At 38.0% G+C, this 26,436-nt stretch carries 25 protein-coding genes; 5 read left to right on the plus strand and 20 right to left on the minus strand.

What is annotated here, in order from left to right:
* Positions 1-132: 132 nt before the first annotated feature.
* The 8 genes from ACFOOI_RS07460 to ACFOOI_RS07495 form a co-directional block, all read right to left on the minus strand.
* A complete protein-coding gene (locus tag ACFOOI_RS07460) occupies positions 133-879 on the minus strand; it encodes a zinc ribbon domain-containing protein (RefSeq protein WP_379836670.1) in 747 nt (248 codons plus the stop codon).
* Between the two features lie 42 nt (positions 880-921).
* Entirely contained in the window at positions 922-2,019 is a 1,098-nt protein-coding gene (locus tag ACFOOI_RS07465) for a Nif3-like dinuclear metal center hexameric protein (protein WP_379836672.1), read from the minus strand.
* A 335-nt stretch (positions 2,020-2,354) separates the two neighbouring features.
* Positions 2,355-2,654 (minus strand): hypothetical protein, encoded by a 300-nt coding sequence (locus ACFOOI_RS07470; protein WP_379836674.1) that lies wholly within the window; start codon positions 2,652-2,654, stop codon positions 2,355-2,357.
* Between the two features lie 6 nt (positions 2,655-2,660).
* A complete protein-coding gene (locus ACFOOI_RS07475; protein ID WP_379836676.1) occupies positions 2,661-3,041 on the minus strand; it encodes a hypothetical protein in 381 nt (126 codons plus the stop codon).
* Between the two features lie 234 nt (positions 3,042-3,275).
* Positions 3,276-4,568 carry a M20/M25/M40 family metallo-hydrolase gene (locus tag ACFOOI_RS07480; RefSeq protein ID WP_379836678.1) on the minus strand — a complete coding sequence of 431 codons (1,293 nt, stop codon included), beginning with the start codon at positions 4,566-4,568 and terminating at the stop codon, positions 3,276-3,278.
* Positions 4,569-4,580: 12 nt separating this feature from the next.
* Entirely contained in the window at positions 4,581-5,423 is an 843-nt protein-coding gene (locus ACFOOI_RS07485; protein ID WP_379836680.1) for a CvfB family protein, read from the minus strand.
* A 64-nt stretch (positions 5,424-5,487) separates the two neighbouring features.
* Positions 5,488-6,237, minus strand: a complete 750-nt coding sequence (locus ACFOOI_RS07490; protein WP_379836682.1) for a sulfite exporter TauE/SafE family protein — start codon at positions 6,235-6,237, stop codon at positions 5,488-5,490.
* Between the two features lie 103 nt (positions 6,238-6,340).
* Positions 6,341-6,646: a rhodanese-like domain-containing protein gene (locus ACFOOI_RS07495; protein ID WP_379836684.1), complete on the minus strand. Its 306-nt coding sequence runs from the start codon at positions 6,644-6,646 to the stop codon at positions 6,341-6,343.
* A gap of 242 nt (positions 6,647-6,888) precedes the next feature.
* Between ACFOOI_RS07495 and ACFOOI_RS07500 the strand changes: the two genes are divergently transcribed.
* Positions 6,889-7,338 (plus strand): hypothetical protein, encoded by a 450-nt coding sequence (locus ACFOOI_RS07500; RefSeq protein ID WP_379836686.1) that lies wholly within the window; start codon positions 6,889-6,891, stop codon positions 7,336-7,338.
* 73 nt (positions 7,339-7,411) lie between these two features.
* Here ACFOOI_RS07500 and ACFOOI_RS07505 read toward each other — a convergent pair whose 3' ends face one another.
* The 6 genes from ACFOOI_RS07505 to ccoN all read right to left on the minus strand — a co-directional run bounded on the left by ACFOOI_RS07505 (position 7,412) and on the right by ccoN (position 13,352).
* Entirely contained in the window at positions 7,412-8,110 is a 699-nt protein-coding gene (locus ACFOOI_RS07505; protein WP_379836688.1) for a sulfite exporter TauE/SafE family protein, read from the minus strand.
* A gap of 3 nt (positions 8,111-8,113) precedes the next feature.
* Positions 8,114-8,551, minus strand: a complete 438-nt coding sequence (locus ACFOOI_RS07510) for a FixH family protein (RefSeq protein WP_379836690.1) — start codon at positions 8,549-8,551, stop codon at positions 8,114-8,116.
* Positions 8,552-8,593: 42 nt separating this feature from the next.
* A complete protein-coding gene (ccoG, locus tag ACFOOI_RS07515) occupies positions 8,594-10,024 on the minus strand; it encodes a cytochrome c oxidase accessory protein CcoG (RefSeq protein ID WP_379836692.1) in 1,431 nt (476 codons plus the stop codon).
* An 83-nt stretch (positions 10,025-10,107) separates the two neighbouring features.
* Positions 10,108-10,929, minus strand: a complete 822-nt coding sequence (locus tag ACFOOI_RS07520) for a cbb3-type cytochrome c oxidase N-terminal domain-containing protein (RefSeq protein WP_379836694.1) — start codon at positions 10,927-10,929, stop codon at positions 10,108-10,110.
* Between the two features lie 37 nt (positions 10,930-10,966).
* Positions 10,967-11,128 (minus strand): CcoQ/FixQ family Cbb3-type cytochrome c oxidase assembly chaperone, encoded by a 162-nt coding sequence (locus tag ACFOOI_RS07525; RefSeq protein ID WP_379836696.1) that lies wholly within the window; start codon positions 11,126-11,128, stop codon positions 10,967-10,969.
* A gap of 49 nt (positions 11,129-11,177) precedes the next feature.
* Positions 11,178-13,352 (minus strand): cytochrome-c oxidase, cbb3-type subunit I, encoded by a 2,175-nt coding sequence (gene ccoN, locus ACFOOI_RS07530; protein ID WP_379836698.1) that lies wholly within the window; start codon positions 13,350-13,352, stop codon positions 11,178-11,180.
* Positions 13,353-13,728: 376 nt separating this feature from the next.
* Between ccoN and ACFOOI_RS07535 the strand changes: the two genes are divergently transcribed.
* The 3 genes from ACFOOI_RS07535 (at position 13,729) to ACFOOI_RS07545 (ending at position 19,791) form a co-directional block, all read left to right on the plus strand.
* Positions 13,729-15,372, plus strand: coding sequence for a glycerol-3-phosphate dehydrogenase/oxidase (locus ACFOOI_RS07535; protein ID WP_379836700.1), 1,644 nt, complete (start codon positions 13,729-13,731; stop codon positions 15,370-15,372).
* Between the two features lie 13 nt (positions 15,373-15,385).
* Entirely contained in the window at positions 15,386-17,875 is a 2,490-nt protein-coding gene (locus ACFOOI_RS07540) for a bifunctional UDP-N-acetylmuramoyl-tripeptide:D-alanyl-D-alanine ligase/alanine racemase (RefSeq protein ID WP_379836702.1), read from the plus strand.
* A gap of 665 nt (positions 17,876-18,540) precedes the next feature.
* The gene (locus ACFOOI_RS07545; protein ID WP_379836704.1) at positions 18,541-19,791 is read left to right on the plus strand and encodes an OmpA family protein; all 1,251 of its coding nucleotides are present in this window, start codon (positions 18,541-18,543) and stop codon (positions 19,789-19,791) included.
* Between the two features lie 93 nt (positions 19,792-19,884).
* Here ACFOOI_RS07545 and miaE read toward each other — a convergent pair whose 3' ends face one another.
* The 6 genes from miaE to ACFOOI_RS07575 all read right to left on the minus strand — a co-directional run bounded on the left by miaE (position 19,885) and on the right by ACFOOI_RS07575 (position 25,235).
* Positions 19,885-20,478 carry a tRNA-(ms[2]io[6]A)-hydroxylase gene (miaE, locus tag ACFOOI_RS07550; protein WP_379836706.1) on the minus strand — a complete coding sequence of 198 codons (594 nt, stop codon included), beginning with the start codon at positions 20,476-20,478 and terminating at the stop codon, positions 19,885-19,887.
* Positions 20,479-20,563: 85 nt separating this feature from the next.
* Positions 20,564-21,061, minus strand: coding sequence for a hypothetical protein (locus ACFOOI_RS07555; RefSeq protein WP_379836708.1), 498 nt, complete (start codon positions 21,059-21,061; stop codon positions 20,564-20,566).
* Between the two features lie 40 nt (positions 21,062-21,101).
* Complete coding sequence (locus tag ACFOOI_RS07560) at positions 21,102-22,346, minus strand: 3-phosphoshikimate 1-carboxyvinyltransferase (RefSeq protein ID WP_379836710.1); 1,245 nt, start codon at positions 22,344-22,346, stop codon at positions 21,102-21,104.
* A 117-nt stretch (positions 22,347-22,463) separates the two neighbouring features.
* Entirely contained in the window at positions 22,464-23,051 is a 588-nt protein-coding gene (locus ACFOOI_RS07565; RefSeq protein WP_379836712.1) for a hypothetical protein, read from the minus strand.
* A gap of 1 nt (position 23,052) precedes the next feature.
* Entirely contained in the window at positions 23,053-23,664 is a 612-nt protein-coding gene (locus ACFOOI_RS07570; RefSeq protein ID WP_379836714.1) for a DUF502 domain-containing protein, read from the minus strand.
* 5 nt (positions 23,665-23,669) lie between these two features.
* A complete protein-coding gene (locus tag ACFOOI_RS07575) occupies positions 23,670-25,235 on the minus strand; it encodes a DUF4139 domain-containing protein (RefSeq protein WP_379836716.1) in 1,566 nt (521 codons plus the stop codon).
* Between the two features lie 125 nt (positions 25,236-25,360).
* Between ACFOOI_RS07575 and ACFOOI_RS07580 the strand changes: the two genes are divergently transcribed.
* Complete coding sequence (locus ACFOOI_RS07580) at positions 25,361-26,431, plus strand: Ldh family oxidoreductase (RefSeq protein WP_379836718.1); 1,071 nt, start codon at positions 25,361-25,363, stop codon at positions 26,429-26,431.
* The last annotated feature ends 5 nt before the right edge of the window (positions 26,432-26,436 follow it).

The following is a 26,436-nucleotide window of genomic DNA, read 5'->3' on the forward strand; positions in this document are numbered from 1 at the left end:
AATGTGTGAATGGCTAAATAAAATGTATAATCAGTAAGCAGTGACCAATAAACAGAAATCGTAAATTCAGAATTTTGGGCACAAAAAAAGCCCTCCGATTGGAAGGCTTTATATATATTTTTCGTAGAAAAATTACTTTCTTTTTCTGTGCACTTTGATCATATCAGCATCAGCCAATATACGTCCACAGTGCTCACAGATGATGATTTTTTGTTTCTCCATGATATCTGCTTGTCTTTGAGGAGGAACTACGTTAAAGCATCCACCACAAGCACCTCTATCAACAGCAACTACGGCAAGACCATTTTTGGCACCGCCTCTGATTCTGTTATAGGCTTTCAAAAGTCTTTCTTCAACTTTTTTGCTTTGCTTCTCGCTTTGCTTTAGCAATTTCTCTTCTTCGTCTTGGCTATCGCTAATTAGTTTCTCAAGTTCCTGGCGTTTTTGTTCTAAAACCTCAGCTCTTTTAGTTTTAACAGCGATTGCATCTTCAACTTCTTGGTTTTTCAAAGAAATTTTATACTCAGCCTCTCTAATTCTCTTGTCAGAAAGTTGAATTTCTAACTCCTGAAGTTCAAGTTCTTTTGAAATAGCATCAAACTCTCTGTTATTTCTAACATTCATTTGTTGGTCTTTGTATTTCAAAATTAGCTTATCTGCTTCTTTTTTATTCTGAATGTGTTGAGCTATTTCTTCTGAAAAAGCTGCTGCCTCGGCTTGGAATTTTCCGATTCTGGTTTCAACTCCAATAACCTCATCTTCTAGGTCTTTTACTTCTTCGGGAAGATCTCCGCGTAGTTTTCTTAATTGATCTAGTCTTGAATCTATCTCTTGCAATTCGAGTAGTGTAACCAGTTTGTCTGCAATTGTAATCTCCATATATGTAAAAATGTAAAAAGAACCTTTTATTCAGGTAAACTTTTAATAATAATATTTAATCGGATTGGTATCTATCTCTGATAAATAGGTCGCAAAATTAGTAAATTTTTTTGATATTTTTTCTACTAATAAATCTTTTGTATACTGTTCACTTTCAAAATGTCCAATATCAGCAATAATTATCTGTTTTTCGGCATCAAAAAACTCGTGATACTTGTAATCTGCTGTAACAAAGATATCTGCACCTGCCTGTTTGGCAGCACCTAACAAAAAACTACCCACACCTCCACAAACCGCCACGGTTTTTATTTCTGAGGTATGAAATTCGGTATGACGAATCACCTGGGCTTTCATTTTATCTTTTAAATGAGCCAAAAAATCTTGCGTGGCCATGGACTCCTCTAAAACCCCTACCGCACCCGAACCCACAAATTGATTCTGGTTTTGGAGCAGTTCTAAAAAATAAGATATTTCTTCATAGGTATGCCCAGCTCGCATACCTGCTAATACTTTTGCCTTTAAGAAAACCGGAAAAATAACCTCTATCCTATTCTCCTCTACCTGTTCATATCTTCCAGGAGTGCCTACCCAAGGCGTCGCTTTTTCGTTTGGCTTAAAAGTCCCCTTACCTTCGGTTCTGAAGCTGCAATTGCTATAGTTGCCGATTTCGCCAGCACCTGCCGCATAAAGTGCGTCGAGCATTTGACCGGAATATTCTTTGGGTACAAAAACCGTGAGCTTCATCAGCTGCTCCTCTTTGGGTGCCAATACTTTAATGTTTTTGAGGCCAAGCGTTTCGGCTATTTTGAAGTTGACGCCATCAGCCACATTGTCTAAGTTGGTATGAATGGCATACAAAGCGATATCGTTTTTGATAGCACTGATGACAGTTTTCTCTATGTAGTTTTTGCCGTTTATTTTTTTTAAGCCCTTAAAAATCACCGGATGGTGAGCCACCACCACATTGCACCCTTTGGCCACGGCCTCCGCCACTACTTCGGGCGTAATATCTAGACTGACTAATACATTTGTTATTTCCCAACTTGGGTCACCTACCAACAGTCCGCAGTTATCATAACTTTCTTGATACGACAGTGGAGCTATAGTTTCTAAGTAATTTGTGAGGTCTTTTATTATCATATTAAAAGCTTACTTTTTTTGATTTGTAAATTTATCAGATTTTAACCAAAAAAAATCAAAATACAGCATTTGGTTTATTGCGAAGGTTAGTTTTTGATGGTTTTAAGTTAAAACGCTGGGCTACAACTTAAAGTTTGTTTCGAGATTTCTTAATCTTACTAAGAGTCTCCCATACGGGATTTTGAATATGCAACAATGTGTACGGTAATCTACAGAGTCCTTGCCGGAGAATCTGCTTGAGCTCAAGGTATTTTGCAATTTAACAAAAATATTCTTCTATTATATCTTGCGGTCTGGAGAACGGTAGACACTCTTAATAATTTCTCTTTTAAAAGTTATTCATAAAAATATTTGAAGGAAGAAATCACTTCTTTTATCTTTTTATCTATTGTGCTTTTTGAAACTAACCTATTTTTCTTGTCATAGAAAAAAGACATTTCAATTACTCTCGTTTTTTTTTCTTTACTAAATAAAACAAATTTGGTTAGCAGTCCTCTTGTAAGATAGATCTCAATTTTATTTACCGTTCCTAATATGACACAATCTGTCATATAGCGACTATTTGTAATACTAAAATCTAAATTCCTTAATACAACTTTCTCTGTTTTACCTGTATTTGGGAGAATAATTCCCATGGAATTCTATAGACATAATTCACTTTCAATAAGGTTATAATTATCAAATTTGTAATACTTTTCATCACAAAGCCAATCTCTCACATAATTTTCGGAGAAAATCATATCAAAGTATCGTCCATTTTCATCAAAAAAGTAAACTGCAGAATCACTTTCAATACCATTATCTTCAAATTTTGAAAAATTATATTGAATATGCTTAACTAATTTATTGTTTTTATCATACCTAAAGCTTTCAAAACCATTCAAATAGTTAATTCTTGTTAATGAATTATCCACAAAAATTTTCTCGATACTACTATTATTAATTACATCAAATTGAATTACTTTTACATTTTGTCCAATACTTTGTATTGAAACCAAAATAAAACAAATTAAAATTTTCATTTTTTTGATTTTTTGGAATATCACCTTCGGCTGTGCAAACACTCCAACCTCCGCACCTGCCAATTTCGGTTTTTAACCAAAGAAAAACAACCGGCTTCCACCTATCATTTGATCCGAAATATGATACCCAATTTAAATGTTAGCTAATGCCATAAAAACTAAAAGTAGAACATAGCAAAGCCTCATATTTCTCCTCAAATAAGAAAAACTACAAAATCTTTTATCTGAATATTTTTATTTTAAAAGTCTGTAAACTAACAAAGCGGACCTTTGAACCAGAAGTGGATATTCTTTTATGTTCATGGTTTCGTCAGGGCTGTGTGCTCCATTTCCTGAGGCTCCAAGTCCGTCAAGGCAGTCTAAATAATCGGCGATGTACGAGATATCTCCCGCCCCTCTTGAGCCCGGGTCGCCTTCGTGTACGGCTCCCATGCCGAGGTCTTGGCTGGCTTGACTTAACACTTTCATAACATTGCGGTTTCCTTCAGTAGGTGGCATCGAGGGTATGCCATCCGAAAACTTGATGCTGGCGTAGGTTTCATTTAAGCTTTGCTTAACTATTGTTTTCATGGTTTCTCTGGCTTTGTTTTTTTGATCTTCGGTCAAAAAACGCAAGTCACCCGTTACAAAACAGCTTTTGGCCACAATGTTGGTTTTACCCAGTGAAATCCCTTTGGCCTCGGTGTCATTATAGGTTATAAACGAACCGCCCACTATTTGGCCGGGGTTAAATGTCAAATATTTTTCGGTAGAAAGTTGCTCTCTAAATTCATTCAAAATTCGGGCTGCTTCATAAATGGCTCCATAGCCAACTTTGTCAGAGAAAACCCCTGAAGAGTGGGCCTGTTTGCCAGAAACTGATAACTCCCATCCGCTGGCACCTCTACGGGCAGTAGTGGCTATACTAAAACCCGAGGTGGTTTCGTAGGCCAATGCAACATCACATGTTTTGGCTTTTTCTATAAAGTCAGAGCGGCTTATTGACGTCGGTTTCCCTGAAGATTCCTCGTCGCCGGTGAAATACACCACTATGTGTCTGTCTTTCAATAAATCTAGCTCATGCAAAGCCTTTAGCGAAGCCAAAATCATGACATCGCCGCCTTTCATATCGTTTACTCCTTGGCCAGAAGCGGTAGAATCGTTAATAACCGTAAATGGACTAAAAGGCATAGATTTCTCAAAAACGGTATCTAAGTGCCCTATAAAAAACAATTTTTTGCCTTTGGTACCCGCGTGTGTGGCCACAAAATGCCCGGCTCTATTTAACGAATCCGGCAAAGAAACCCATTCGGTTTTAAACCCTATTTTCTCAAATTCCCTTCTAAAAACCGCCCCTACTGCTTTTACGCCTTCATGATTTAGCGTTCCTGAGTTAATATTTACAACTTCGGTGAGCAAACGCATGGTTTCGGCATGGTTCTCCTGAATTTTCTTAATTAGCTTTTGTTCGGTCGCGTCTAATTTTTGAGCAAAAGAAAAACTTAAACTAAATATTAAAAAAAGGCTTAGCAGGAACTGTTTTTTCATGGGTTTTACTATTTATAACAGGGTAATTGAATTTTCTTCTATGCTTATTTTTTTGTCTTTGTATAAACTCCCAATCGCTTTTTTAAATGCTTTTTTACTCATTTCGAGCATTTCCATTATGGCAATCGGATCTGAGCTGTCTGAAAGGTGAAGCACCCCTCCTACTGCTTTGAGTTTATCCATTATCTTCTGTGAGTTTGGCTCAAGGGTATTCAAAAAACCAATCGGCTGTAGCGAAACATCTATTTTTCCATCTTCTCTAAGGGTCTTGATGTAACCTTTGGTGGTGTCGCCCCAGGCCAGTCTTTGAAAAACTTCGTTTTCGTAAACCAACCCTTTGTATTTGTTATTGATGACTACGTTTAGTCCCAAATCTGTTTTTTCAAAAACCAAAAGATCTACTTCTTGGCCTTCTTTGAGGTCTTCAGGTATAACACCTTCTTCGTTTTTAAAATATTTATTGACTTTGGCAGAAGCCACCAAACGATCGGTTTGCTCATCTAGATATAAATAAACCGGCACCCACTGCCCTTCCTGCAGTTTATGATTTTGCTCTCTAAAAGGCACAAACAGGTCTTTTTCAAGACCCCAGTCTATAAATGCCCCTATCTGAGAAGTAGCCACAACCTCTAAAACCGCAAATTGATTAAGTAACACAAACGGCTTTAAATTGGTAGCAATCAGCCTATCTTCTGAATCTCTATATATAAAAACCTCTAGTTGCTGACCTATCTCGGCAGACTCATCTACGTATTTGTGAGGCAAAAGCACATCATTGCCTTCCTCGTCTCCCAAATACATCCCTACACTTGTGCCTCTGAGTATGGTCAAAGTATTAAATTCTCCTACTTTCATTTATTGTTTTTTGTAAAATAAAATTAACATATTATGGCTTAAAAGCCTTATTGTATCACAAAAATTAGTTGATAAATATTAAAATACCACCTAAAAAGGTCAAGGCAAGTATCATTCGTCTGAATAAAACTTCGTTGATTTTGCCCACTAACTTAACGCCTATAAAAAATCCTACAATTAATGCCGGAATAAGGTAGAGGTCAATGCTCAAGGTGCTGACGTCGATGTTTTTCCAAGTGAATATCTGAAAAGGCACTTTTGAGAGGTTAATCACTAAAAATACCCAAGCGGCAGTACCTATAAAGTCGTTTTTGGACATACGGAGAGCCAAAAAATAAATATTAGAAAACGCACCGGCCAAGTTGCCTAACATGGTAGCCACACCCGATACCAAGCCCATAAAAGTAGAAAACTTATATCCTTTGGGCACTTTTAGGTCTTTGGCTTTTTCTAAAACTAACATGATAATCACCGTCAGGACTATAATGACAGCCATTATTTTTTTAAAAACGCGTTCATCCACGTCTTTTCCTATATAAACACCCAGCACCACACCTACAAACATGGGCGGCAGGAGTTTCCAGAAATGCTCCCACTGTACGTGTCTTTTGTAATAAAAAATCGCAAAAATATCGGCTAAGCACAAAAGCGGCAACACTACGCCCGTAGAAGCTTTCCCCCCGAAAACCAGGGCCATGAGGGTTACGTTGAGCATATCGATGCCTTTTATGCCTGCTTTTGACATACCAATAACGGCCGTGCCGCCAAGCATCATGAGCCACTGCAAAGCAGAAAAATCAATTTGAGAAAACATGAAAACCTTTTTTTTTGGCAAAGGTAGGCCAAAATATGCCTAAAACTAAAAAACCTCTGCTTTTGGGCAGAGGTTCTGATTTATTGATTCCAATCTATGAGAATTATCTAAGCGACACCCAACTTCCGGCATCGTATATTTCTTCAATTCCGTTTTTGGTCAAAACTCGCTTGGCGTTGGCACTTCTCATACCTGATGCACAGCACACGATTACGGGTTTCTTATACCCTTTTATTTTTGCAATGTTACTTTGCAATTTATCCAAAGGTATATTGACTGCTCCTTTGGCATGACCACCCGAAAACTCACCTGGCGTTCTTACATCTACTATTACAGCACCTTTGGCTATTATCTCTTTCAAATCTACTTTGGGGCCACCGCCACCAAAAAGGTTACTAAAAAATCCCATATCTTTATATTTATTGTTATCGTTTTTGAATGAGACAAAGGTACCAAACTATAAAAGGATAATCTGTAAGAATTGTTACATTGAAAAAGCGAATTGAAAATTATGATCTCAGAAAACTAAAAATCCTTTAGCTTATTAAAAACTAGGCAAATACCAATTAAAGCGATCGTTTTAGTATAAAAATAAACTTAAATTTATATTTTTGCATAAAAAATTAATTACCTCTAAAAACACAGATAAAAGTGAAAGGAAAAATATTTTTAATCGTAACCATACTTATTCTAGGATTAGTAGCATGGTATATCAGCATGGGTTATTTCTCATCTGGTAAAAGAGCAGGAACCATATCGAAACTTAGCGAAAGAGGCTATATTTTCAAAACATACGAAGGTGTACTTAACGAAGGGGGCTACTCAGGCGAAACGGGTACACTAACTCCAAGATATTGGGATTTTTCAGCAGCAGAAGACAGCGTAATCACTAAGCTTAACGAAGCCCTTTCTACAGGTGAAAGAGTTACTTTGGTATACCACGAAAAATTCATTAAACTTCCTTGGAACGGAGATACCAAATATTTCATAGTGGATGTATTGTTTATACCCAAACTTCGTCAACCGGAAATTGAAAGACTTCCAATGCCAGAAATGACGCAACCTGAGGCAGCTACAGTGCCAATTGACACGATAATCTAAGGAAATCAAACTATTCTATATAAAAAAAGCGAGGCCTCGGTCTCGCTTTTTTTATACTTATAATTTTTATATCCTACTGCATTTTACACTCTACTGCGGGTTTTTCGTTAGGAGCTGTGTACAGGTTTTTAATATCAAACCCGAAGCCTTTCCAAATCAACCAAACCGCCACTACCAAATAAGTAGCAGGTATAAGGTTTTTGAAGTTTTTTGAAATAAACAACCGCAAACTACTAAAGCCCAAACTCACCGGCAACATAAGCGGAATGGTTCCCAAGCCAAAGGCTGCCATATACAAGCCGGCATCGTACCAATTGGTCATGAGAAACGCACCAGAAAGTGCCGCATAGATTAATCCACAAGGCAAAAGCCCATTTACTAAGCCAAAAGAAAACTGAGAAAGTAGCTTATTTGACCCAAATAAAAAACCGAAAAAGCCTTTAACTTTGGTTAAATAAGAGTTTGCTATTTTAAGATTAGCAAGTTTATTTTTTATTTTTTCTGGAAGTAAAAAATATAAAATGATAGCAAAACCGAGCGTAAGTGAAAGTGTTTTTTGGGAAACAAAAAAGCTCGCACTTTCTCCAAAAAAACCAACCGTAAAACCCAATAACGTATAAGTAAAAACTCTGCCAGAATTATACAACACGCGTCCAAAATAATACCTAAAACTAGATGAACCCTTTGGAGCGAGCATGAGCGTAAGTGGTCCACACATACCCACACAGTGTAAACTCCCCATAAGTCCTATCAAAAAAGCGGCATAAAACATGACTTAGATTTGTATTTTTTGCTCTTTATAATAGGTTTTCCCTTCGCTAGTCCAAAGTATTTTTGCTACCCAAAGGCCTTTCTGAACACCGTCAGTTAGCATCACTATTTCACCATTTGAGTCTGCCACTAGGTTCTTTTTAAAATCCAGTTTTGGATCTGAAGGCCTATACATAGACACCTCACAGTTGGTACCCGCCGACTTGGCCGTCAGTTCTATTTTAAGGCTATCTGAATTTGTAGAGGTATAAATATTCACTTCCTCAGCCAAGCCACTTGTATTACGCATTTGCGTTAGCTTTTGCTCGTATTTCAGCTCTTGTGTATAGTAGTCTTCGCTCACAAGGTCTATGTCTTTTTGTTTCATGCATAACGTAACTAACGTTACCATAAATATCACGAAAGCCAGATAAACCAATCCTATTTTATGTCCCCAATTCATATTATTAATAATTTATATTTAAAAAAATTATGCGTTCAAGAATCAATTTGGCCCCATAAAGTTAGTCTTTACAGTTTCTATGATCTCTTTATTTTCTTTAACGTCTATTTCTATTTTTGTTTTTCTACTTTTTATACGATCCTCCGGATATTCCACAAAAAACACCACTTCGGCTTTCATACCGGGCTTTATGGTTACTTCCTGTGAATTCCCTACAATCTTCAGTGTGCCACCCTTTTCGTTTAATCCCAAAGTCACTACTTTGACATCGTTGGTTTTGTTAACCAGCTGAGCATTATACAGGTTACTGATGCCGGTTGGCGTCTCTTGGAAAAGCTGCCCAGGCACACGCATTACAGTGGTTTCTATTTCGGCTCTATTCCATAACAGAAGTCCCTCTACACCTAATAGGCCAGTCAAAACAACCGTATAGGCCAAAATTCTTACATTAAACTTAAATGGAACACCTTTTTTAATGGTATCAACTGAAGCATATTTTATTAGACCCGTAGGTTTTCCTACCTTTATCATAACCTCGTCACAAGCGTCAATACATGCGGTACAATTTACGCACTCAAGCTGTATACCGTTTCGAATGTCTATTCCGGTAGGACACACTTGCACACAAAGTTTACAGTCTACGCAGTCGCCTTTTACTTCTGTTTCTTTAGGATCAGCATTTTTCGAAATTCTTCCCCTTGGCTCTCCCCTAACGTCATCGTAAATGATGTTCATGGTGTCATTATTAACCAAAACACCTTGTAACCTTCCGTACGGACAAATGGCGATACAAACCTGCTCTCTAAGCTTAGTAAATACAAAATAAAACATGCCTGTAAATACCACGAGACCCGTGAAGCCGGCCATATTTTCAGAAGGCGGACTGGTAATAAGTTCTTGTACTCTTTCTATACCAATCAAATAAGCCATAGTTACGTGGGCTATGATGATAGAAAAAGCGATATAAATTGTATGTTTTAGCGTTTTTCTCCAGATTTTATTAAAATTCCATGGAGACTCATCAAATTTCTTTTGTGTGCGGCCGTCGCCTTCTAACCAATTTTCAATGGGTCTAAAGATCATTTCCATAAAAACCGTCTGTGGACAAAACCACCCACACCAAATACGGCCAAATGAAACAGTAAATAAAATGATAAAGACCACGAAAATGATCATTCCTAGTCCAAAAATGACAAAGTCCTGAGGTAAAAACAACTTACCTAAAATAATGAATTTTCGTTCGAAAATATTCATCATGATTAAAGGCAATCCATTTATTTTAACCAAAGGACCAGCAAAAAACAAAGCCAAGAAAACGATAGTGGCTAATATTCTTTTATTAAAAAACGAACCTGAAGGTTTTTTGGGATAAAGCCAAATTCTTTTTCCTTCGCTGTCTACTGTGGCGAGCGAGTTTCTAAACTCATCTTCTTCGCTATCAGCGTAATCGTATAAGTTGTTTATATTTTCCATTTTTATAAAGATTCCAATCTTTTTTTTATCGAATTAAAAACGGTGGCAAATCCATTTTACGCAATTTGCCACCCTATTGAAGTTTACATTTTTGTAGTTTCTGCTGTTGCAGCCGCATCAGCTGTAGTAGCGTCACCTCCACCTTCGTACTTCTCGCCTTGAGGGGCTTTCGGGTTACTTGGGTTGGTACCTTTTAATGTGATGATGTAATTTGCGACATCTTGAATTTGCTTAGGTTTTAGGGTAGCTTTCCACGAAATCATCCCTTTTTCAGGAACACCGTGCTTGATTACCCCAAAAATATCGTTGATAGAGCCCCCGTGAAGCCAATATTCGTCCGTTAAGTTTGGACCTACACCGCCTTCGCCGTTAGCACCGTGGCATGCCACACATTTTTCCGAAAAGATTATTTTACCTTCTGCAATAGCCTTTGGCGAAGCATCAACTTTAGCTGATTTCTCGTCAATACTATCTCCAAGTTTTGCTTGGTATGCTTCTACTTCGGCTTTGGCCTCGGTCATAGACAACTCATACTCTTCAGTTTGAAGTGGGCTCCATTGCCAAACGTGGTAATTTAAAATGTAGATAATACCAAAAACTATACTTCCGTAAAACAAACCCAGCCACCAAGGTGGTAAGTGGTTGTCAAGTTCTTTGATGCCGTCGTAGTCGTGGTGTAACAATACACTGTCTTCTTTATCAAGCGGAACGGCATTGGTAAGGCTACTCCAAAAGCTTCTTTCTGGCTCTGCATCTGCTGCATTGGCAGCTTCACCTTTATTAATGCGTTTCAAGATCATGAAGATATTGACTACCACTCCCAAAAGAATAAGGGTAAACAATAAGAGAATCACAATTATAAAAAACTGAAACAACTCTTCTCCGGTTTTAAATGATATATTCATAATTATTAATATTTTGCTTTAGAAAAATCTCTACCTTTTAATCTTCATTTAAAGGCATTTCTTCCATGTGTTTGATATATTTTTTGTCTGCTTTAAAAACCATTACACCAAGCATCACAAAAAACGAAACGAAGATTAACATAGAAATGATGGGAAAAATGGCCACATCAGAAATCGAGGATAAACTATTTTTAATCATAATTTTATTTTTTTTAAAGGGAAAGGCTCAACACCTTCCCCAATTTTATTTATTTCATTGCCGATTGCTCGTTTTTAATATCGGTTCCAAGTCTTTGGAGATAGGCTATCAAGGCTACGATCTCTTTGTTCTTATCCACTTTTATTTTAGCATCTTGCAGATTTTTCGAAATCTGCTCTGCTTGAGCTTCTAAATCAGCCACTGCTTGCTGGTCATACCCTTCTTCATAAGGCACTCCCAAAGTTTGCATTGCTCTGATTTTTTTCGGTGTAACTTCTTTGTTTACTTCGTCGTCAAACAACCATGGGTACGCTGGCATAATAGAACCAGGAGACATAGTGGTTGGGTCTAACATGTGGTTATAGTGCCACGAGTCTGGGTATTTGGTTCCTTCGCGGTGAAGGTCTGGCCCGGTACGTTTAGAACCCCAAAGGAATGGGTGATCGTACACAAACTCACCAGCTTTTGAGTACTCGCCATAACGCTCAGTTTCAGATCTAAACGGACGAATCATTTGCGAGTGACAGTTATTACAACCTTCTCTGATATAGATGTCTCTTCCTTCTAACTCAAGGGGAGTATATGGTTTTACAGAAGCTATGGTAGGCACATTAGACTCGATTAACCAAGTAGGTAAGAACTCAATAGCTCCACCGATAAATACCGCTACGAAAGCTAACACTGTAAACAATACTGGTTTTCTTTCTAATACTGAGTGCCATCCTTCTCCAACAATGTTTGGATTTTTGCTCAGTGCAGGAGCCTCATCATATTCTTTGGCTAAGAATGTACCTGTTTTGGCAGTTTTGATTAGGTTATAAATCATTACAAAAGTACCAATCAAATATAAAGTACCTCCAAATGCACGCGACATATACATTGGCAAAATCTGAGTTACAGTTTCTAGGAAGTTAGGATAAGACAAGAAACCGTCATTAGTGAATTCTTTCCACATTAAACTCTGTGTAAAACCAGCCCAGTATAATGGTAAGGCATAAAATATAATACCCAAAGTACCTAACCAGAAGTGCATGTTGGCAAGTTTAGTAGAGTAAAGGTTGGTCTTCCACATTTTTGGTATCAAATAATAAAACATACCAAAGGTCATGAAACCATTCCATCCAAGACCACCAATGTGTACGTGAGCGATGGTCCAGTCTGTGTAGTGAGAGATTGCGTTTACGTTTTTAAGCGAAAGCATAGGTCCTTCGAACGTAGACATACCATAACAAGTTACAGCCACAACGAAGAACTTAAGAACTGGATTTTCTCTTACTCTATCCCAAGCACCTCTAAGTGTTAGAAGTCCGTTTAACATACCTCCCCATGATGGAGCAATAAGCATGATAGAGAATACTGTACCTAAACTTTGTGCCCAGTCAGGAAGTGAGGTATATAGCAAGTGGTGAGGACCAGCCCAGATATAAATAAATATCAAGGACCAGAAGTGAATTATCGAAAGTTTGTAAGAGTAAACTGGTCTGTTTGCTGCTTTAGGCAAGAAATAATACATCAAACCTAAAATAGGTGTAGTCAAGAAAAATGCAACCGCGTTGTGCCCATACCACCATTGTACAAGTGCGTCTTGCACACCAGCGAAAGCTGAATAACTTTTAAATGCTGTTACCGGAATCTCTAATGAATTAACTACGTGTAATAATGCAATAGTAACGGCAGTAGCGATGTAAAACCAGATAGCCACATACATGTGTCTTTCTCTTCTTTTTACAATTGTTAAGATTAAATTAAGTGTAAACACCACCCAAACCACAGCAATAGCGATATCAATTGGCCACTCAAGTTCTGCATACTCTTTTGAGGTAGTAAAACCCAAAGGCAAGGTAATCGCAGCAGATAGAATGATTAATTGCCATCCCCAAAAGTGGAACCAGCTCATAAACGAACTGTACATTGGGGTTTTAAGCAAACGCTGTGTTGAGTAATAAATACCTGCAAACATACCATTACCTACAAAGGCAAATATGATGGCATTGGTGTGAAGTGGCCTTACTCTACCAAATGTGGTATAAGGAAGGTCCATGTTGGCTGCTGGCCAAAACAGCTGAGTGGCTGCTGTAAGTCCAGCTAGCATACCCACAACTCCGAAAATTATGGTCACAATAATGAATGCTTTCACAATCTTATTGTCATAATAGAAACCCTCTAGGCCTCCCGAAGATTGGGATGTGTCTGAACTAAATAGTGGTTTAAAATTTAATCGCATAGCTTATAAATGATTTTTGTAAACTTTTTAACGACCCAAAACTAAGGCTCCAAAAAAAAATAAAACATGATATACTAAGCTACAAAACATGATATCCATCAGTTTTTTAAACAAAATCTACTTAAGCGTTTAACTGAGAGCCATAAATCAAAAAGCAAAAATGATATTTATTTTAATTGAGCTGAATACCTTCAAAAAGTTGCAAGTCAAGATTTCCTAGAATAATTTTACAAATGAGAAATACTTTTGTGGTTTTATTAAAATAAACACCCTTTTTAAAACTTATTTCTTAAAAAATTGGTCAATTACTCGAAAAGATAAAATTTATTTTGAGCTCATATATTTATATCAAAAAAGCAGATTACCCCATTTAAGAATGCAAAGAAATAGCCAGTTAGAAAAACTAAAAACGGAGAATTTTGATATATGTATAATAGGTGCAGGTGCTAGCGGTGCCGGAGTGGCACTAGATGCTATTTTGAGAGGCTACTCAGTGGCAATGATTGAGAAAGTTGACTTTAGTTCTGAAACCTCATCGAAGTCTACCAAGCTGATTCATGGTGGAGTTAGGTACTTAGAACAAGCATTTAAAAAACTAGAACCCAGCTCTCTAAAGCAAGTAAAACACGGACTTGCCGAGCGTCAGTATTTATTGGCAAACGCACCACACTTGGCCAAGCCTTTGGGCATAATCACCCCCGTATTTAGCTGGATAGAAGGCCTTTACTACACCATTGGCTTAAAACTATATGGCTTATTTGCTAAAAACGACCATTTACCCAAAGCCGAATGGTTGTCTAAAAGCGAAACTTTAAGGCTTGCTCCGAGTCTTAATCCAAAGATAAATTCAGGCGTAATCTATTATGATGGACAACTCGATGACGCCCGCTATGTGATGGCACTCGTGCAGGCCGCACACGCCAAAGGCACCGTAGTAGCAAACTACGTAGAGGCTCAAAGTTTTGTTAAAAACGAAGCTGGAAAGCTAACGGAGCTTTTAGTAAAAGACACCGTAAATAACCAATCATTCGCGATAAAAAGTAAGGTTTTCATAAACTGCACAGGGCCATTTTCTGACCATATTAGACTAATGGCCAATCCGGCCGAAGAAACCAGAATAAAACCTGCCAAAGGAGTTCACATCATGCTGCCTAAAGAATTTTTCGATAGCGAAAAGGCCATGTTGATTCCAAAAACCAAAGACGGCAGACTCGTATTTGTAATTCCATTTAAATCTGAGGTGATGGTAGGTACTACAGATACACCTTATAAAAACCTTGAAAAAGAGCCACTTTTGATAAAAGAAGAGGTTAACTTTTTATTAGAAACCCTCACTCCTTTCTTGAGAAAAATGCCTACTGAAGACGACATCAAATCGGGCTTTGGAGGCGTGAGACCACTGCTTTCGGCAAAAACCAATAACCAAAACGAAACAAAAGGATTACTGAGAGACCACGAGGTAGAAATAGATGAAGCATCAGGCTTGATAAGTTTGTTAGGAGGCAAATGGACCACTTACCGACTGATGGCCGAAGATACAGTAAACAAAGTAGGTGCTATTTTGAAAAACAACAAAGAGTCTTCTACGCATTTTCATAAACTTTGGGGAGCACAAAATCAGCAGCTTAACAAAGAAAGCTTTTTGAAGTCGAACTCAAATATCGAAACGGAAACTTTGGAGCATCTATGGTCAACCTATGGCGACCAAGCCACTGAGGTTTTAAAAATAGCAGCTTCTGACAAAGCATTAGGAGAAAAAATAATAGAGGGCTACCCCTATCTCAAAGCCGAAGTTACCTACGGAAGTAGATATGAAATGGTAGAGAAGCCAAGAGACTATTTGGCGAGAAGAATCCGCGTTGAAATATTAGATTGGAACCTGACCAAGACCATGACACCCACCGTTGCCCAACTAATAGGAACAGAGTTGGAATGGACTTCTGAAAAAATAGAAAAAGAAAAAAACGAATATGAATCTTTGATTGAAGGTTTCATTTCTGCTAAAAATAAATTCGAATAAAATATACGTTACCATGCTTTTAAAATCTGGGCCTATAACACCCCATGCCCAAATAATTTTGACCGACAGTAGATTTTTATCTGATCCTTCAAATAGTATTTTTGTGGCTATTAAGGGAGAAAGACACGACGGGCACAATTTCATACAAGACCTTTACGAAAAAGGAATAAGAGAGTTTATAATTGAGAAAAACTCATTTGAAACCAACGAACCGCTTAAAGCTTTTTTAGAAAGTACGGATGCCGAAATATGGGTGGTTCAAAATGCCATAAAGGCTTTGCAAAACCTAGCTGCTACCAAAAGAAAGCAACACAAATACCCGGTTGTGGGCATAACCGGTAGCAATGGAAAAACCATAGTAAAAGAGTGGTTGAGCTTTTTATTGGAGCCGTATTTTGAAATCATTAAGTCGCCACGAAGCTATAATTCTCAGATTGGAGTAGCACTTTCGGTATGGGAAATGAGTAAAAAGCACAATCTTGGGATTTTTGAGGCGGGTATTTCGATGCAAAACGAAATGCAAAACCTCGAAGAAATAATAAAACCAGAGATTGGCATTTTTACAAACATTGGCTCAGCACATAACGAAGGATTTAGATCTTTAAAACAAAAAATAACAGAAAAATTAAGGCTTTTCAAAAAAAGCAAAGTATTGGTTTTCTGTAAAGACTACCAAGAAATAAGCGAAGAACTGAGTATTTTTTTGATGGCAGTAAATCCAAAAATAAAACTTTTGGGCTGGAGCAGCACCGCAGTTGGACCCAACTGTGTAGAAACTATCCAAAACTCTTTTGGAACCTCTGTAACATTATATTACAGCGGCGAATCTTTCGCTTTCGACTTACCGTTTAATGACCATGCCTCTGTAGAAAACGCCATTCATTGTGCCTATACAGCACTATACATGCACTTTGAAGGACATTTAGAAATAGACATCCCGGAGTTTTTAGAAAGGTTTAAACAACTAAAACCCGTAGCAATGCGATTAGAACTTAAACAAGGTTCTAACAATAACTACGTGATAGACGACACCTACAACAACGACTTAGGTGGTTTAAAAATGGCTCTAAACTTTATGAGTCAGCACCAAACCCGCAGAGACAAAACCTTGATAATAAGCGACATTCTCCAAACAGGAATACCTGAGAAAGAATTATACAAAAACCTAGCTGACTTATTAAAATCACAGCATCTAAATAGGTTAATAGCGGTAGGTACTACGATATCGAAGCACAAAAAACTCTTTGATAAAATAAGCACACAACCTGCTCAGTTTTATACAAGCACAGACGATTTTTTAAATCTGTTTGACTTCGAAAGCTTACAGAGCAATTTGATACTTGTGAAAGGTGCTCGTCCGTTTGCATTCGAAAGAATCGTGAACAAACTGGTCATGAAGGTACATGGCACTGTGTTTGAAGTTAACCTCGATGCCCTGACTCATAACCTGAATTTTTACCGAAATAAAATAGGCTCATCTACCAAAATAATGGTGATGGTGAAGGCTTTTGCCTACGGAAGCGGAAGCACCGAAGTAGCCAGTTGGCTGCAATATCACCGTGTAGACTACCTAGCTGTGGCCTATACAGACGAAGGCGTAAGCCTAAGACAAAACGGCATAAAATTGCCCATAATGGTGCTTAATGCCGAGCCAGAGACCTTTCATAAGCTTTTTGAATATGACCTTGAGCCAGAGATATATAGCATAAAATTGTTGCAGGCATTTTTGAAATTTAAGCAAAACGCATTTCCAAAAACCAAAAAGACAATCCACCTGAAGATTGACACAGGTATGCACAGGCTTGGATTTATTGAGCAAGACTTAACAGAACTCCAAGGCTTATTAAACCAGGATTTGGACCTAAAGGTAGGCAGTATATTTAGTCACCTAGTAGGAGCTGATGAAGCCGAACATGTTTCGTTTTCTAAATCTCAGATTCAGAAGTTCACCGAACTATCCGACCGCATTATTGCCAACTTGGGATACCAACCACTCCGCCACATTTGCAACTCTGCGGGTATTATCCGATATCCAGAAGCTAAGTTTGACATGGTAAGACTAGGCATTGGACTTTATGGCGTGGAGTCATCGGGAATGGAACAAAACGCACTTGAAGTAGTGGGAACACTCAAAACCACAATTTCGCAAATAAAAACGCTTTCAGCGGGTGATACCGTAGGCTATGGCAGAAGAGGTGTGATAGAAAAAGAAACCAAAATTGCGACTATTGCGATTGGTTATGCAGACGGTTTTGACCGTGGATTTAGCAGAGGAGCAGGCAAAGTAATGGTTAACGGCGTACTATGTCCGGTGGTAGGAAATGTATGCATGGACATGACCATGGTAGACGTAACCGAAGCCAAATGCCAAGAAGGTGACCAAGTGGTTATTTTTGGAAAGTCTCCTACCATATTTGAGCTTTCTGAGACTATCGAAACTATTCCTTACGAAATATTGACAAGCGTGAGCGAACGTGTAAAACGCGTATTTTATCACGAATAAATAAAGTGAGGTGTAAAATCTAATTTGGTTTTTGGAATCAAATTAGGTTTTACATTTATCTCAAATGACTCAAGAAAAGTCTGAAAAATAATTCACATTTAACCACAACCCTATTTACTTTCACAATATTTTCAAAAAAACTCTTACTAGCTTTTTGACTTTTCTAGTTCCGAGATTTTACCTTCAAGTCTTTCTTTTCATGTATTGTATTTCTTGAAATATCTCCTCATTTCATTTATTATTAAAAAACTTTTTGCTTTTTTTTAGGGTAAAATAAAGACTACTTTTTGCCGCAGTCGTAGTAATACTTTTCATCATAAAATGTATTAATTTGATGGTTCAAAAAGAACATTTGTCCCACAATGTATAAACCTATTAATAGAAAGAAAAGCTCAATTATAGCTATCTACAGGAATATATTGATACTTTTATTAGCCTTTTTGGGCAGTTAAATAAAATAGCCTCGCCTACTTAAAACTCAAACCACTTACTATCAAGCCTTTCAATGAAAAGCTATAAATTTAAGATTCTAAATTAAGAGATTTCACCCCTCTTTTTTTGAAAATACTTTTTCACCTCTGTTACTTTTCCATTTTATGCCGTATCAATAGTGATTAAAAACTTTAATCATTTTTAACTTTCAAAAAAATAAACACTTTATAAAAATGGCATTTAACATTCTTGATTTAGCAAAAGGGTATTTGACAGACGCAGTAATTTCTAAAGTAGCAGGAAGCATTAACGAGGACTCTTCTTTAGTGAGCAAAGCAATCGGAACTGCCCTTCCGGCTTTGATGGGCGGAATCCTTCAAAAAGGATCGAGTGATTCAGGTCTTTCGAGCTTAATGGGACTTTTAACCAACAACACAAACACTAGCGTATTAGACAATTTGGGAAGCGTACTGGGCGACAAAAACCAATCTGAAGACCTAATGGTGGGTGGTTCATCTTTGATTTCAAGTCTACTTGGCAACAACTCAAATTCAATAATGAATGCCGTGGGTAGTTTTGTGGGTATGAAAAACACTTCTACTGCTTCAATTTTTAGTTTTTTGGCACCCGTAGTTATGGGAATTTTAGGCAAAAAAGTAAAATCTGAAGGATTGGGATTATCTGGCTTATCGAGTTTATTAAGTAGCCAAAAAGACATCGTTTCATCTGCATTGCCAACTGGCCTTGCTTCTACTTTAGGTTTTGGAAATATGCTTTCTTCGGGAGCAAGTAAAGTTTCTGCAGCAGCAAATTCGGTAGAAAGTGAAGTGAAATCAAAAAACTGGATGCCACTTATACTTGGAGCATTAGCGATATTGGCGGCGTTGTTTTTCTGGAGAAGCTGTAGCAGCGATGTAAAAGAAGCAGCAACAGACGCAAAGAATTCGGCAATAGCAGTAACTGACTCGGCTACAAGTGTAGTAGAAAACTCAGCATCTGCAGTTCAAGACGGGCTTGCTTCATTAGGAGCGTTTTTCAAAAGAAAACTACCTAATGGAATGGAATTAAACATACCTGAAATGGGAGTTGAAAATAAACTAATCAAGTTTTTGGACGACGCTTCGGCCCCGATATCAACTGACAAATGGTTAAATTTTGACAGAATAAACTTTGCAACAGGAAGCTCTAACTTAACTGAAGAATCAATGGAGCAAGTGAGCAATATCTCAGAAATATTGAAGGCTTATCCAAACGTAAAAATGAAAATCGGTGGATATACAGACAATACTGGAAATGCACAAGGTAACCTAAAACTATCAGACAGCAGAGCAAAAGCAGTAATGGCGGCTATAGTAGCTAAGGGAATTGCGGCTTCGAGATTATCAGCTGAAGGATATGGTGACCAACACCCAGTGGCCTCAAACGATACAGAAGAAGGAAGAGCTCAAAACAGAAGAATAGCTGTTAGAGTAGACGCGAAATAATACTACATGATAATTTCCCCATCTCTTTTATAATAAAAAAACCGCCTCGGCGGTTTTTTTGCTTTTAATTCCTATTCTAAATCTTTTCAATAATCATCCATGAATGGATTCTGATTTGCCATAGTTGGCAATTATTTCAGCCTCAAAAGCAATCCATTCTCTCCAGCGTTTTTCTACATCTATTCCTTTTCCGTATTTGCGGGCATAGGTTATAAATGTGGTATAATGTCCGGCTTCACTTTCCATTAGTTCTCTGTAAAACTTGGCTAACTCTTCATCTTGAATATTTTCCGAAAGTACCTTAAATCTTTCACAACTTCGAGCTTCTATCATGGCTGAAAAAAGCAAACGCTCTACCAAACCTGACACACGCGTGCCATCGCTGCTTCTTTTCATGTATTGAGCCAACTCGCCCACATAATGGTCTTTACGCTCTCTTGAAAGCGTCAAGCCCCTTTTCTTGATGATTTCATGTACCATCTGAAAATGCTCTATCTCTTCTTTGGCCAAAGCCAACAAATCCGTAACCAAGTCCGGAAATTCAGAATTATTAGTTACAATAGTGATCGCATTGGTAGCTGCTTTTTGCTCGCACCAAGCATGATCAGAGAGAATCTCTTCAATATTTTTCTCTACAATATTTACCCAACGAGGGTCAGTAGGCAGCTGTAAGCGTAAAACGGACATGATGTATATATTTGACAATATTTAGTTCTGCTAAAATCTTAAACCTTAGAGAACCCAACTGTATTTATTTTTTGATTAAAAAAAACTACAACAACCTAAAACTCTTTAAAGAAGCCTCTACGATAGGCAAATAGTAGTCATAGTTTTTGGCTTCTGAGGCAAATGTTACGATAAACACTTTGCTGTTTTTTACGTAATAATATTGCTTCCAAGTCTGATTGAAATTGCTTTTTTCTCCGGTATATTCAATCAAGTACACGTTTGATTTCAATTTCTTCTTAGAAATAAGTTTAAAGCCTTTCACTACTTTTGGCAAATACGAAATAGAATAACTCGCATATTTATCAACCGTATAACTTGCACTTGGTAGTTTATTTACGGTAATGTTGATATTTTCTGTAAATCTATCAAAATAAGAAAGTGTATCTGCTGGAGAAAGCAAACTGCACAATTCGTCTTTGCAGCCATCTTGCACACGCCATCCTTTGGGCAGTTCCATTTTGTATGTTTTTCGGATTAACTCAGCTGGCACTTCTACTTTTACAGAATCTATACCACCCACCTGAGCAGAAACTTGATTCATTATTCCTAAAAAAACTATACAAAACAAAAACCTCTTCATCTTAATCTAAATTTTCTATTTCCACTATTTTACTCATATCCTCCCAAAAACTCGGGTAAGACTTGGCCACCACACCCGGCTCTTCAATGATTACGTCTTGCTGCATTACCAACGGGGCAAAAGCCATGGCCATGCGGTGATCGTCATAGGTATCTATAATCGGAACCGCCGATAGGTCTCTTGGAGCAACTCTTTGCACTTCGTATCTTACTTTAGCCTCTACTTCTATTAGGTCAGAACCTATCTTTTTCAATTCATTTTGTAGAGCAAGCACACGGTCCGTTTCTTTAATTTTAAGGCTTTCTAAACCCGTAAAACTCGATTTGATATCTAAAGCAGCTACTACCACAGCCACGGTTTGGGCCAAGTCCGGACAGTTAGTAAAGTCCCACGAAATATGGCTTTCAGCTGGAATCTTAGTTAGCACCACACCAGTAGCATTAAAGGTACTTTTAACGCCTAATTGCTCCATTATGGCCACTATTGCACTATCGCCTTGCAAAGAGTTCTCTTTCAAGCCCAACAGGTCTATAACGGTATTGGGATCTTGAGCCAAAGCCACCACACTGTACCAATATGACGCCCCAGACCAATCAGATTCTATCTGATACGCCGTAGTTTTATAGGTTTGGGGCTTTACGCTTAGCTTTTTATTATCCCAGTCTTCGGTAACCTCCACACCAAATGCCTCCATTTGTCGGATAGTCATCTGAATGTATGGAATAGAGCCAATTTCGCCCGTTAGGTTTATCACCAAACCATTTGGTAGCAATGGCCCAATCATGAGCATTGCAGAAATAAACTGACTGCTGACGTCACCTCTTATCGAAATTTCGTCTGATTTTTGGGTTCCAAAACCTTTAATATTTAAAGGCGGATAGCCCTCTTTATTTACATATTCTATCTCCACACCAATGGTTCTAAGTGCATCTACCAAAATCCCAATCGGACGCTCACACATACGTGGGGTACCTGTCATGGTTTTGGTTTGATTAGTAACCGAAAAATACGCCGTCAGAAACCGCATAGTAGTACCCGCATCTAGCACGTCAGCCACAGCGTCTTCTGACTTCAGCAGCCTAATCATGGTTTGGGTGTCTCTTGCTGAGGCTAAATTTTGAAGATCTCCATTTCCACCCGAAAGGGCATTTATAATTAACGCACGGTTACTTTCGCTTTTTGACGCCGCCAGTTTAATGGTTTCTTTTATTTCTCTTTGGTTGTTTTTCAGTAGAATCTTTTGCATGCAGGCAATTTTTGAATTGAATCGCAAAGATAATTCAAAGACTAGCAAATCGATAAGCTTTTTTGAAAAAGCACAAAATGAAAGCCCTTTTTAAAATCTTAAACAAAAAAAAGAACTTTAACGTCCTTTAAAAATCTTTAGTTGGGTGTTTTCGTTGAATCGCTTCCCGTTAAAATATCGGTTTCTATTCATGATTAAAATATTGGCAGCTTGTATAAGCGGAATCCCAATCAACGCACCTCGGTTTTGAGCTGGAGGAACTTTATAGTAGATCCAGTCGTAAGCCAGTGGCACAAACGCCCCTAAACTTCCCCAAGAAAGCCCCCAACGAAATTTTTCACCGTGGGTTCTTTTGTAATATTTGGTTATCTCATCGGGTCTAAAAGTAAATGTTTTGAGGTGGCGATCCATTTGGTCATAATAATATATAGAGAAAGTAGAATCTGTTATCTCAGATATTTCCTCTTGAAAAACTATGCCTGTATTTGTTTTAAATCTAAAAACATCGCCTTCATATAGTCGTGTTCTTTTGTGAGCGGTGAGTCTATCTATCACTAAATAGTTCGCTTTTTTTTGAATAGCTTGATATTGATTGGGGTTATGAACTTCTAAAAGTTCATCCACACTTTTGGCTTTTTTCTGATGTGGTTCTTGAGCAAAAGCAACGCCAAGCGTCAAGAAAAAGAATGCTAAAATTATTTTCATGTTAATTATTTTCACTAAATGATACGCCTCCCGACACTATGATTTTCATAACCTCGGCACTCGAAAGATTCAAAAGCTGCACTTGGTCCCTCGGCACTATAAACATATCGCCCGAAAACGCGTAACTATGGGGGCAATATACAGAAACCATATCGGGCAAATCTATCATATTTAGGTTTTCTTGAGTCAAAAAACCCATTTTTTTTATGCTATTTTCTTTATTTAAAGTAACCAAAACCCCTTGCTTAAACTTTTTCTTATCTCCTACAAAAGCCGAAATTAGGTCTTTGAAAGCTGAATAAAAGATTTTTACGAGAGGTAAATTTTTTATACCGTTTTCTAGCCAGTTTTGAATGGTCTGAGGAAGTAAAACCGTAAATACAAAACCGATTAAAGCAGTACCCGCAATCACTATTACGAAACCTAAACCTGGTATAAAAAATTCTTGACGAGTGGCAGGATCAAGGCTAAACTTAATTCTGACTAAGCTATCTACAAAATCGAAGGCACTGTACAAAATAAGCATAGTAAAACCCACCGGAGCCACAAAGAGCAGCCCACGCACAAAAAATCCTAAAAACTTATTCAACAACCTCCTTAGTCTGGCTTCCATTATTCTTATAAATTATTAATTCTTTTATCCTTCGGATATTTCACTGTGTAACCAAATTCTATTTCTTTACTTGCTCCAGGTGCCAAGTTTATTGTCCATTTCAGTTTTCCGGTAGCGGCGTCAAGCGTTGCTCCCTCGCTTCCATCAAAACTGACTTCTATATCACTGTCTTGAGATACGGGCACTTGATCTTCCACGATTAAATCAACGGCAACATTCTTAGTGTTTTTAATTGTGATTTTATAACCAAACGATTCTTTTACATTCGATCCGAAAGTCTTTCTAGACTTATACTTTTCTAATTCTTCTCTTTTGGTATTAATGCCATTGTCTCTGCCCAAGCTTACTGTTAACTTATTATCTACGCTACTTTCGTTTATGTATGTTTTACCCAAAAACTTTTCCATAAAATATACATTGGCTTCGCCCGAAAGCAACTTCAATTTTTCCCATTCTAAAATATCCGCAGTCAAAAAACTTGCATTATCGTATTTGGGAGCTGCGATATTATTGTATGCCGCATTGGCCGTATAATTTCTAACTTCTACTAGCTCTGGACCAACTCCACTCAATATATTGTATGGTACTTGAATTTGAAAATTTACGCTCATAGAAGTTTCAACCATTTCCACGATATTGGCTGCAGTGGCCATATCTGCGATTGGTGCTGACTCTAGAGCCATTGCTACTCCTTCTTCAGACTTTCTCATAGCACGCATCATATTGGGCTGATAAAAACTTAAATATTGCGGATAAACCTCAGGCTTTTGACCTGACTGAGACGGATTTGAGGTAGAAAGCGAAAGCTTCACGTTTTTCCAATCAATACCCGTATTTTGGTATACACTGGCCTTATAAGTCAAATTAACTGGGCTATTTGTGTCTTTTACTCGAATATCGTAGTTGGGCGACCAACCAGCATTTCGGGCAATGTATGTTATCGATATCTTGGCATTAGTATTTTTAACTGCTGAAACCGAAAGTTCAATTTGTCCCAAAGGCATTCTCAAAGAAGGGTCTTGGCTAAGCTGTTTTTCTAAGCGTGCTTTTTTGTCTTTAAGCGGCTCTATTTGTCTTGTAATCTGAAGTTTTCTTGCTCCAACTTCCGTAAGTTTTGTTCTAAAAAATTCAATCATTTCTTTCAAATCTTCGGGTAAAACCCCATCTTTTTCACTTTTGATGCTGGCATTCGCCATAATCATACGTTCCTCGTTTAAGGCCACATTTAGCAGCATATCCAGGTTTTCTATGTCCGACTTTACCATATCTATTGAGTCTTTCAAAACGGAAGCTTTTGCGTTAAGAAAATTCGGTTTGTATTTCACACCCAAAAGCGTAAAATCACCTTGCCCGCCCACCTGAATACTATTTGGGTCAATGGTATTGGCAATATTATCTAAAACTATTTTGGTACTGCCGGCCGTTAAATTCCCAGCGTACGAACTTTCTATTTGTGCTTGGTTTAAAAACACGGTAACGCGTTCAATATTGGGAGTCGCATTTTTTTGATATTGTGCAAAAGAAAAAGTGTGTAAGCTCGAAAGCAGAGCAATTGAAAATAATAATTTCATAAACGTATATTTTTAAACAAATAACGTTAAAAACCAAAAAAATGCATCAATTAGCCGTAATCTTTTTGCCCATTTTAGCTACTTACTTTTTAATTTAATAATTTTGTCACACAAAATCAGACAGGATGTTCGCTTCAGAAAAAGTAAGAAAATTTACAGAGAAAATATTTAAATCGTTGGGCTGCAGTACCAAAGACGCAAAGTTGGCTGCCGATGTACTCATTAATGCCGACCTAAACGGTGTGGATTCACACGGTGTAGCTCGCCTTGCGGGTTATGTGAGACTATATGACCACGGCCGCCTAAACCCTACTCCAAACATAAAAATAATACACGAAACACCCAGCACAGCCACTATTGACGGCGACCGCGGACTTGGGCTAGTAGTGGCTCCGTATGCTATGCAAGTGGCCAAAAAGAAAGCCAAAAAAGTAGGTAGCGGGTGGGTTTCGGTCCAAAACTCCAACCATTTTGGCATTGCAGGTTATCATGCCGCATTGGCAGTTTCTGACGATATGATTGGCTGGGCCATGACGCACTCGGCTCCATTGGTTGTACCTACTTTTTCGAAAGAAAAACTTTTGGGCACAAACCCAATAGCAGTAGCCATACCTGCCGACAAAGAGCCGTTTTTCTTGGCTGACTTTGCTACCACAGCCGTAGCCTACGGCAAAATGGAAATATTACAAAGACAAGGCAAAAAAGCACCTATAGGCTGGGTGCAAGACGAAAATGGCGACCCAACAGATAACGCAAATGCAGTAAAAGAAGGCGGCGGACTTTTGCCTCTTGGTGGAGACAGAGAACACGGGAGCCACAAAGGCTACGGCTTAGGAGCAGTAGTAGACATACTTTCGGGTGTACTTTCAGGTGCCAATTTTGGACCGTGGGTTCCGCCATTTGCCACTGCGGGTTTTCATGATGTAACTGCCCAAGAAGTGGGCAAAGGCACAGGCCATTTTTTGGGAGCGATGCGAATTGACGGATTTAGGCCTAAAGAAGATTTTAAACAAAATATGGATATTTGGATAAACAGATTTAGGTCTGCCAAACATATTGACGATAACCCCGTTCAGATTCCGGGAGATCAAGAGCGAAACTTTAAGGCCGAAAGAGAAATAAGTGGTTTGCCACTAAACGAAAAAGTGGTAGAGAGTCTGCTTGAACTTGGAGAAAGATTTAAAGTTAAATTTTGAACAAA

The organism is Lacihabitans lacunae (genome assembly GCF_042649125.1).
GTDB lineage: Bacteria > Bacteroidota > Bacteroidia > Cytophagales > Spirosomataceae > Leadbetterella > Leadbetterella lacunae.

Bases quoted from the DNA above. Each gene is read 5' to 3' on its own strand.
- ACFOOI_RS07460 (WP_379836670.1), bottom strand. From the start codon at position 879: ATGGAGATTACAATTGCAGACAAACTGGTTACACTACTCGAATTGCAA.
- ACFOOI_RS07465 (WP_379836672.1), bottom strand. From the start codon at position 2,019: ATGATAATAAAAGACCTCACAAATTACTTAGAAACTATAGCTCCACTG.
- ACFOOI_RS07470 (WP_379836674.1), bottom strand. From the start codon at position 2,654: ATGGGAATTATTCTCCCAAATACAGGTAAAACAGAGAAAGTTGTATTA.
- ACFOOI_RS07475 (WP_379836676.1), bottom strand. From the start codon at position 3,041: ATGAAAATTTTAATTTGTTTTATTTTGGTTTCAATACAAAGTATTGGA.
- ACFOOI_RS07480 (WP_379836678.1), bottom strand. From the start codon at position 4,568: ATGAAAAAACAGTTCCTGCTAAGCCTTTTTTTAATATTTAGTTTAAGT.
- ACFOOI_RS07485 (WP_379836680.1), bottom strand. From the start codon at position 5,423: ATGAAAGTAGGAGAATTTAATACTTTGACCATACTCAGAGGCACAAGT.
- ACFOOI_RS07490 (WP_379836682.1), bottom strand. From the start codon at position 6,237: ATGTTTTCTCAAATTGATTTTTCTGCTTTGCAGTGGCTCATGATGCTT.
- ACFOOI_RS07495 (WP_379836684.1), bottom strand. From the start codon at position 6,646: ATGGGATTTTTTAGTAACCTTTTTGGTGGCGGTGGCCCCAAAGTAGAT.
- ACFOOI_RS07505 (WP_379836688.1), bottom strand. From the start codon at position 8,110: ATGTTTTATGCCGCTTTTTTGATAGGACTTATGGGGAGTTTACACTGT.
- ACFOOI_RS07510 (WP_379836690.1), bottom strand. From the start codon at position 8,551: ATGAATTGGGGACATAAAATAGGATTGGTTTATCTGGCTTTCGTGATA.
- ccoG (WP_379836692.1), bottom strand. From the start codon at position 10,024: ATGGAAAATATAAACAACTTATACGATTACGCTGATAGCGAAGAAGAT.
- ACFOOI_RS07520 (WP_379836694.1), bottom strand. From the start codon at position 10,929: ATGAATATATCATTTAAAACCGGAGAAGAGTTGTTTCAGTTTTTTATA.
- ACFOOI_RS07525 (WP_379836696.1), bottom strand. From the start codon at position 11,128: ATGATTAAAAATAGTTTATCCTCGATTTCTGATGTGGCCATTTTTCCC.
- ccoN (WP_379836698.1), bottom strand. From the start codon at position 13,352: ATGCGATTAAATTTTAAACCACTATTTAGTTCAGACACATCCCAATCT.
- ACFOOI_RS07535 (WP_379836700.1), top strand. From the start codon at position 13,729: ATGCAAAGAAATAGCCAGTTAGAAAAACTAAAAACGGAGAATTTTGAT.
- ACFOOI_RS07540 (WP_379836702.1), top strand. From the start codon at position 15,386: ATGCTTTTAAAATCTGGGCCTATAACACCCCATGCCCAAATAATTTTG.
- ACFOOI_RS07545 (WP_379836704.1), top strand. From the start codon at position 18,541: ATGGCATTTAACATTCTTGATTTAGCAAAAGGGTATTTGACAGACGCA.
- miaE (WP_379836706.1), bottom strand. From the start codon at position 20,478: ATGTCCGTTTTACGCTTACAGCTGCCTACTGACCCTCGTTGGGTAAAT.
- ACFOOI_RS07555 (WP_379836708.1), bottom strand. From the start codon at position 21,061: ATGAATCAAGTTTCTGCTCAGGTGGGTGGTATAGATTCTGTAAAAGTA.
- ACFOOI_RS07560 (WP_379836710.1), bottom strand. From the start codon at position 22,346: ATGCAAAAGATTCTACTGAAAAACAACCAAAGAGAAATAAAAGAAACC.
- ACFOOI_RS07565 (WP_379836712.1), bottom strand. From the start codon at position 23,051: ATGAAAATAATTTTAGCATTCTTTTTCTTGACGCTTGGCGTTGCTTTT.
- ACFOOI_RS07570 (WP_379836714.1), bottom strand. From the start codon at position 23,664: ATGGAAGCCAGACTAAGGAGGTTGTTGAATAAGTTTTTAGGATTTTTT.
- ACFOOI_RS07575 (WP_379836716.1), bottom strand. From the start codon at position 25,235: ATGAAATTATTATTTTCAATTGCTCTGCTTTCGAGCTTACACACTTTT.
- ACFOOI_RS07580 (WP_379836718.1), top strand. From the start codon at position 25,361: ATGTTCGCTTCAGAAAAAGTAAGAAAATTTACAGAGAAAATATTTAAA.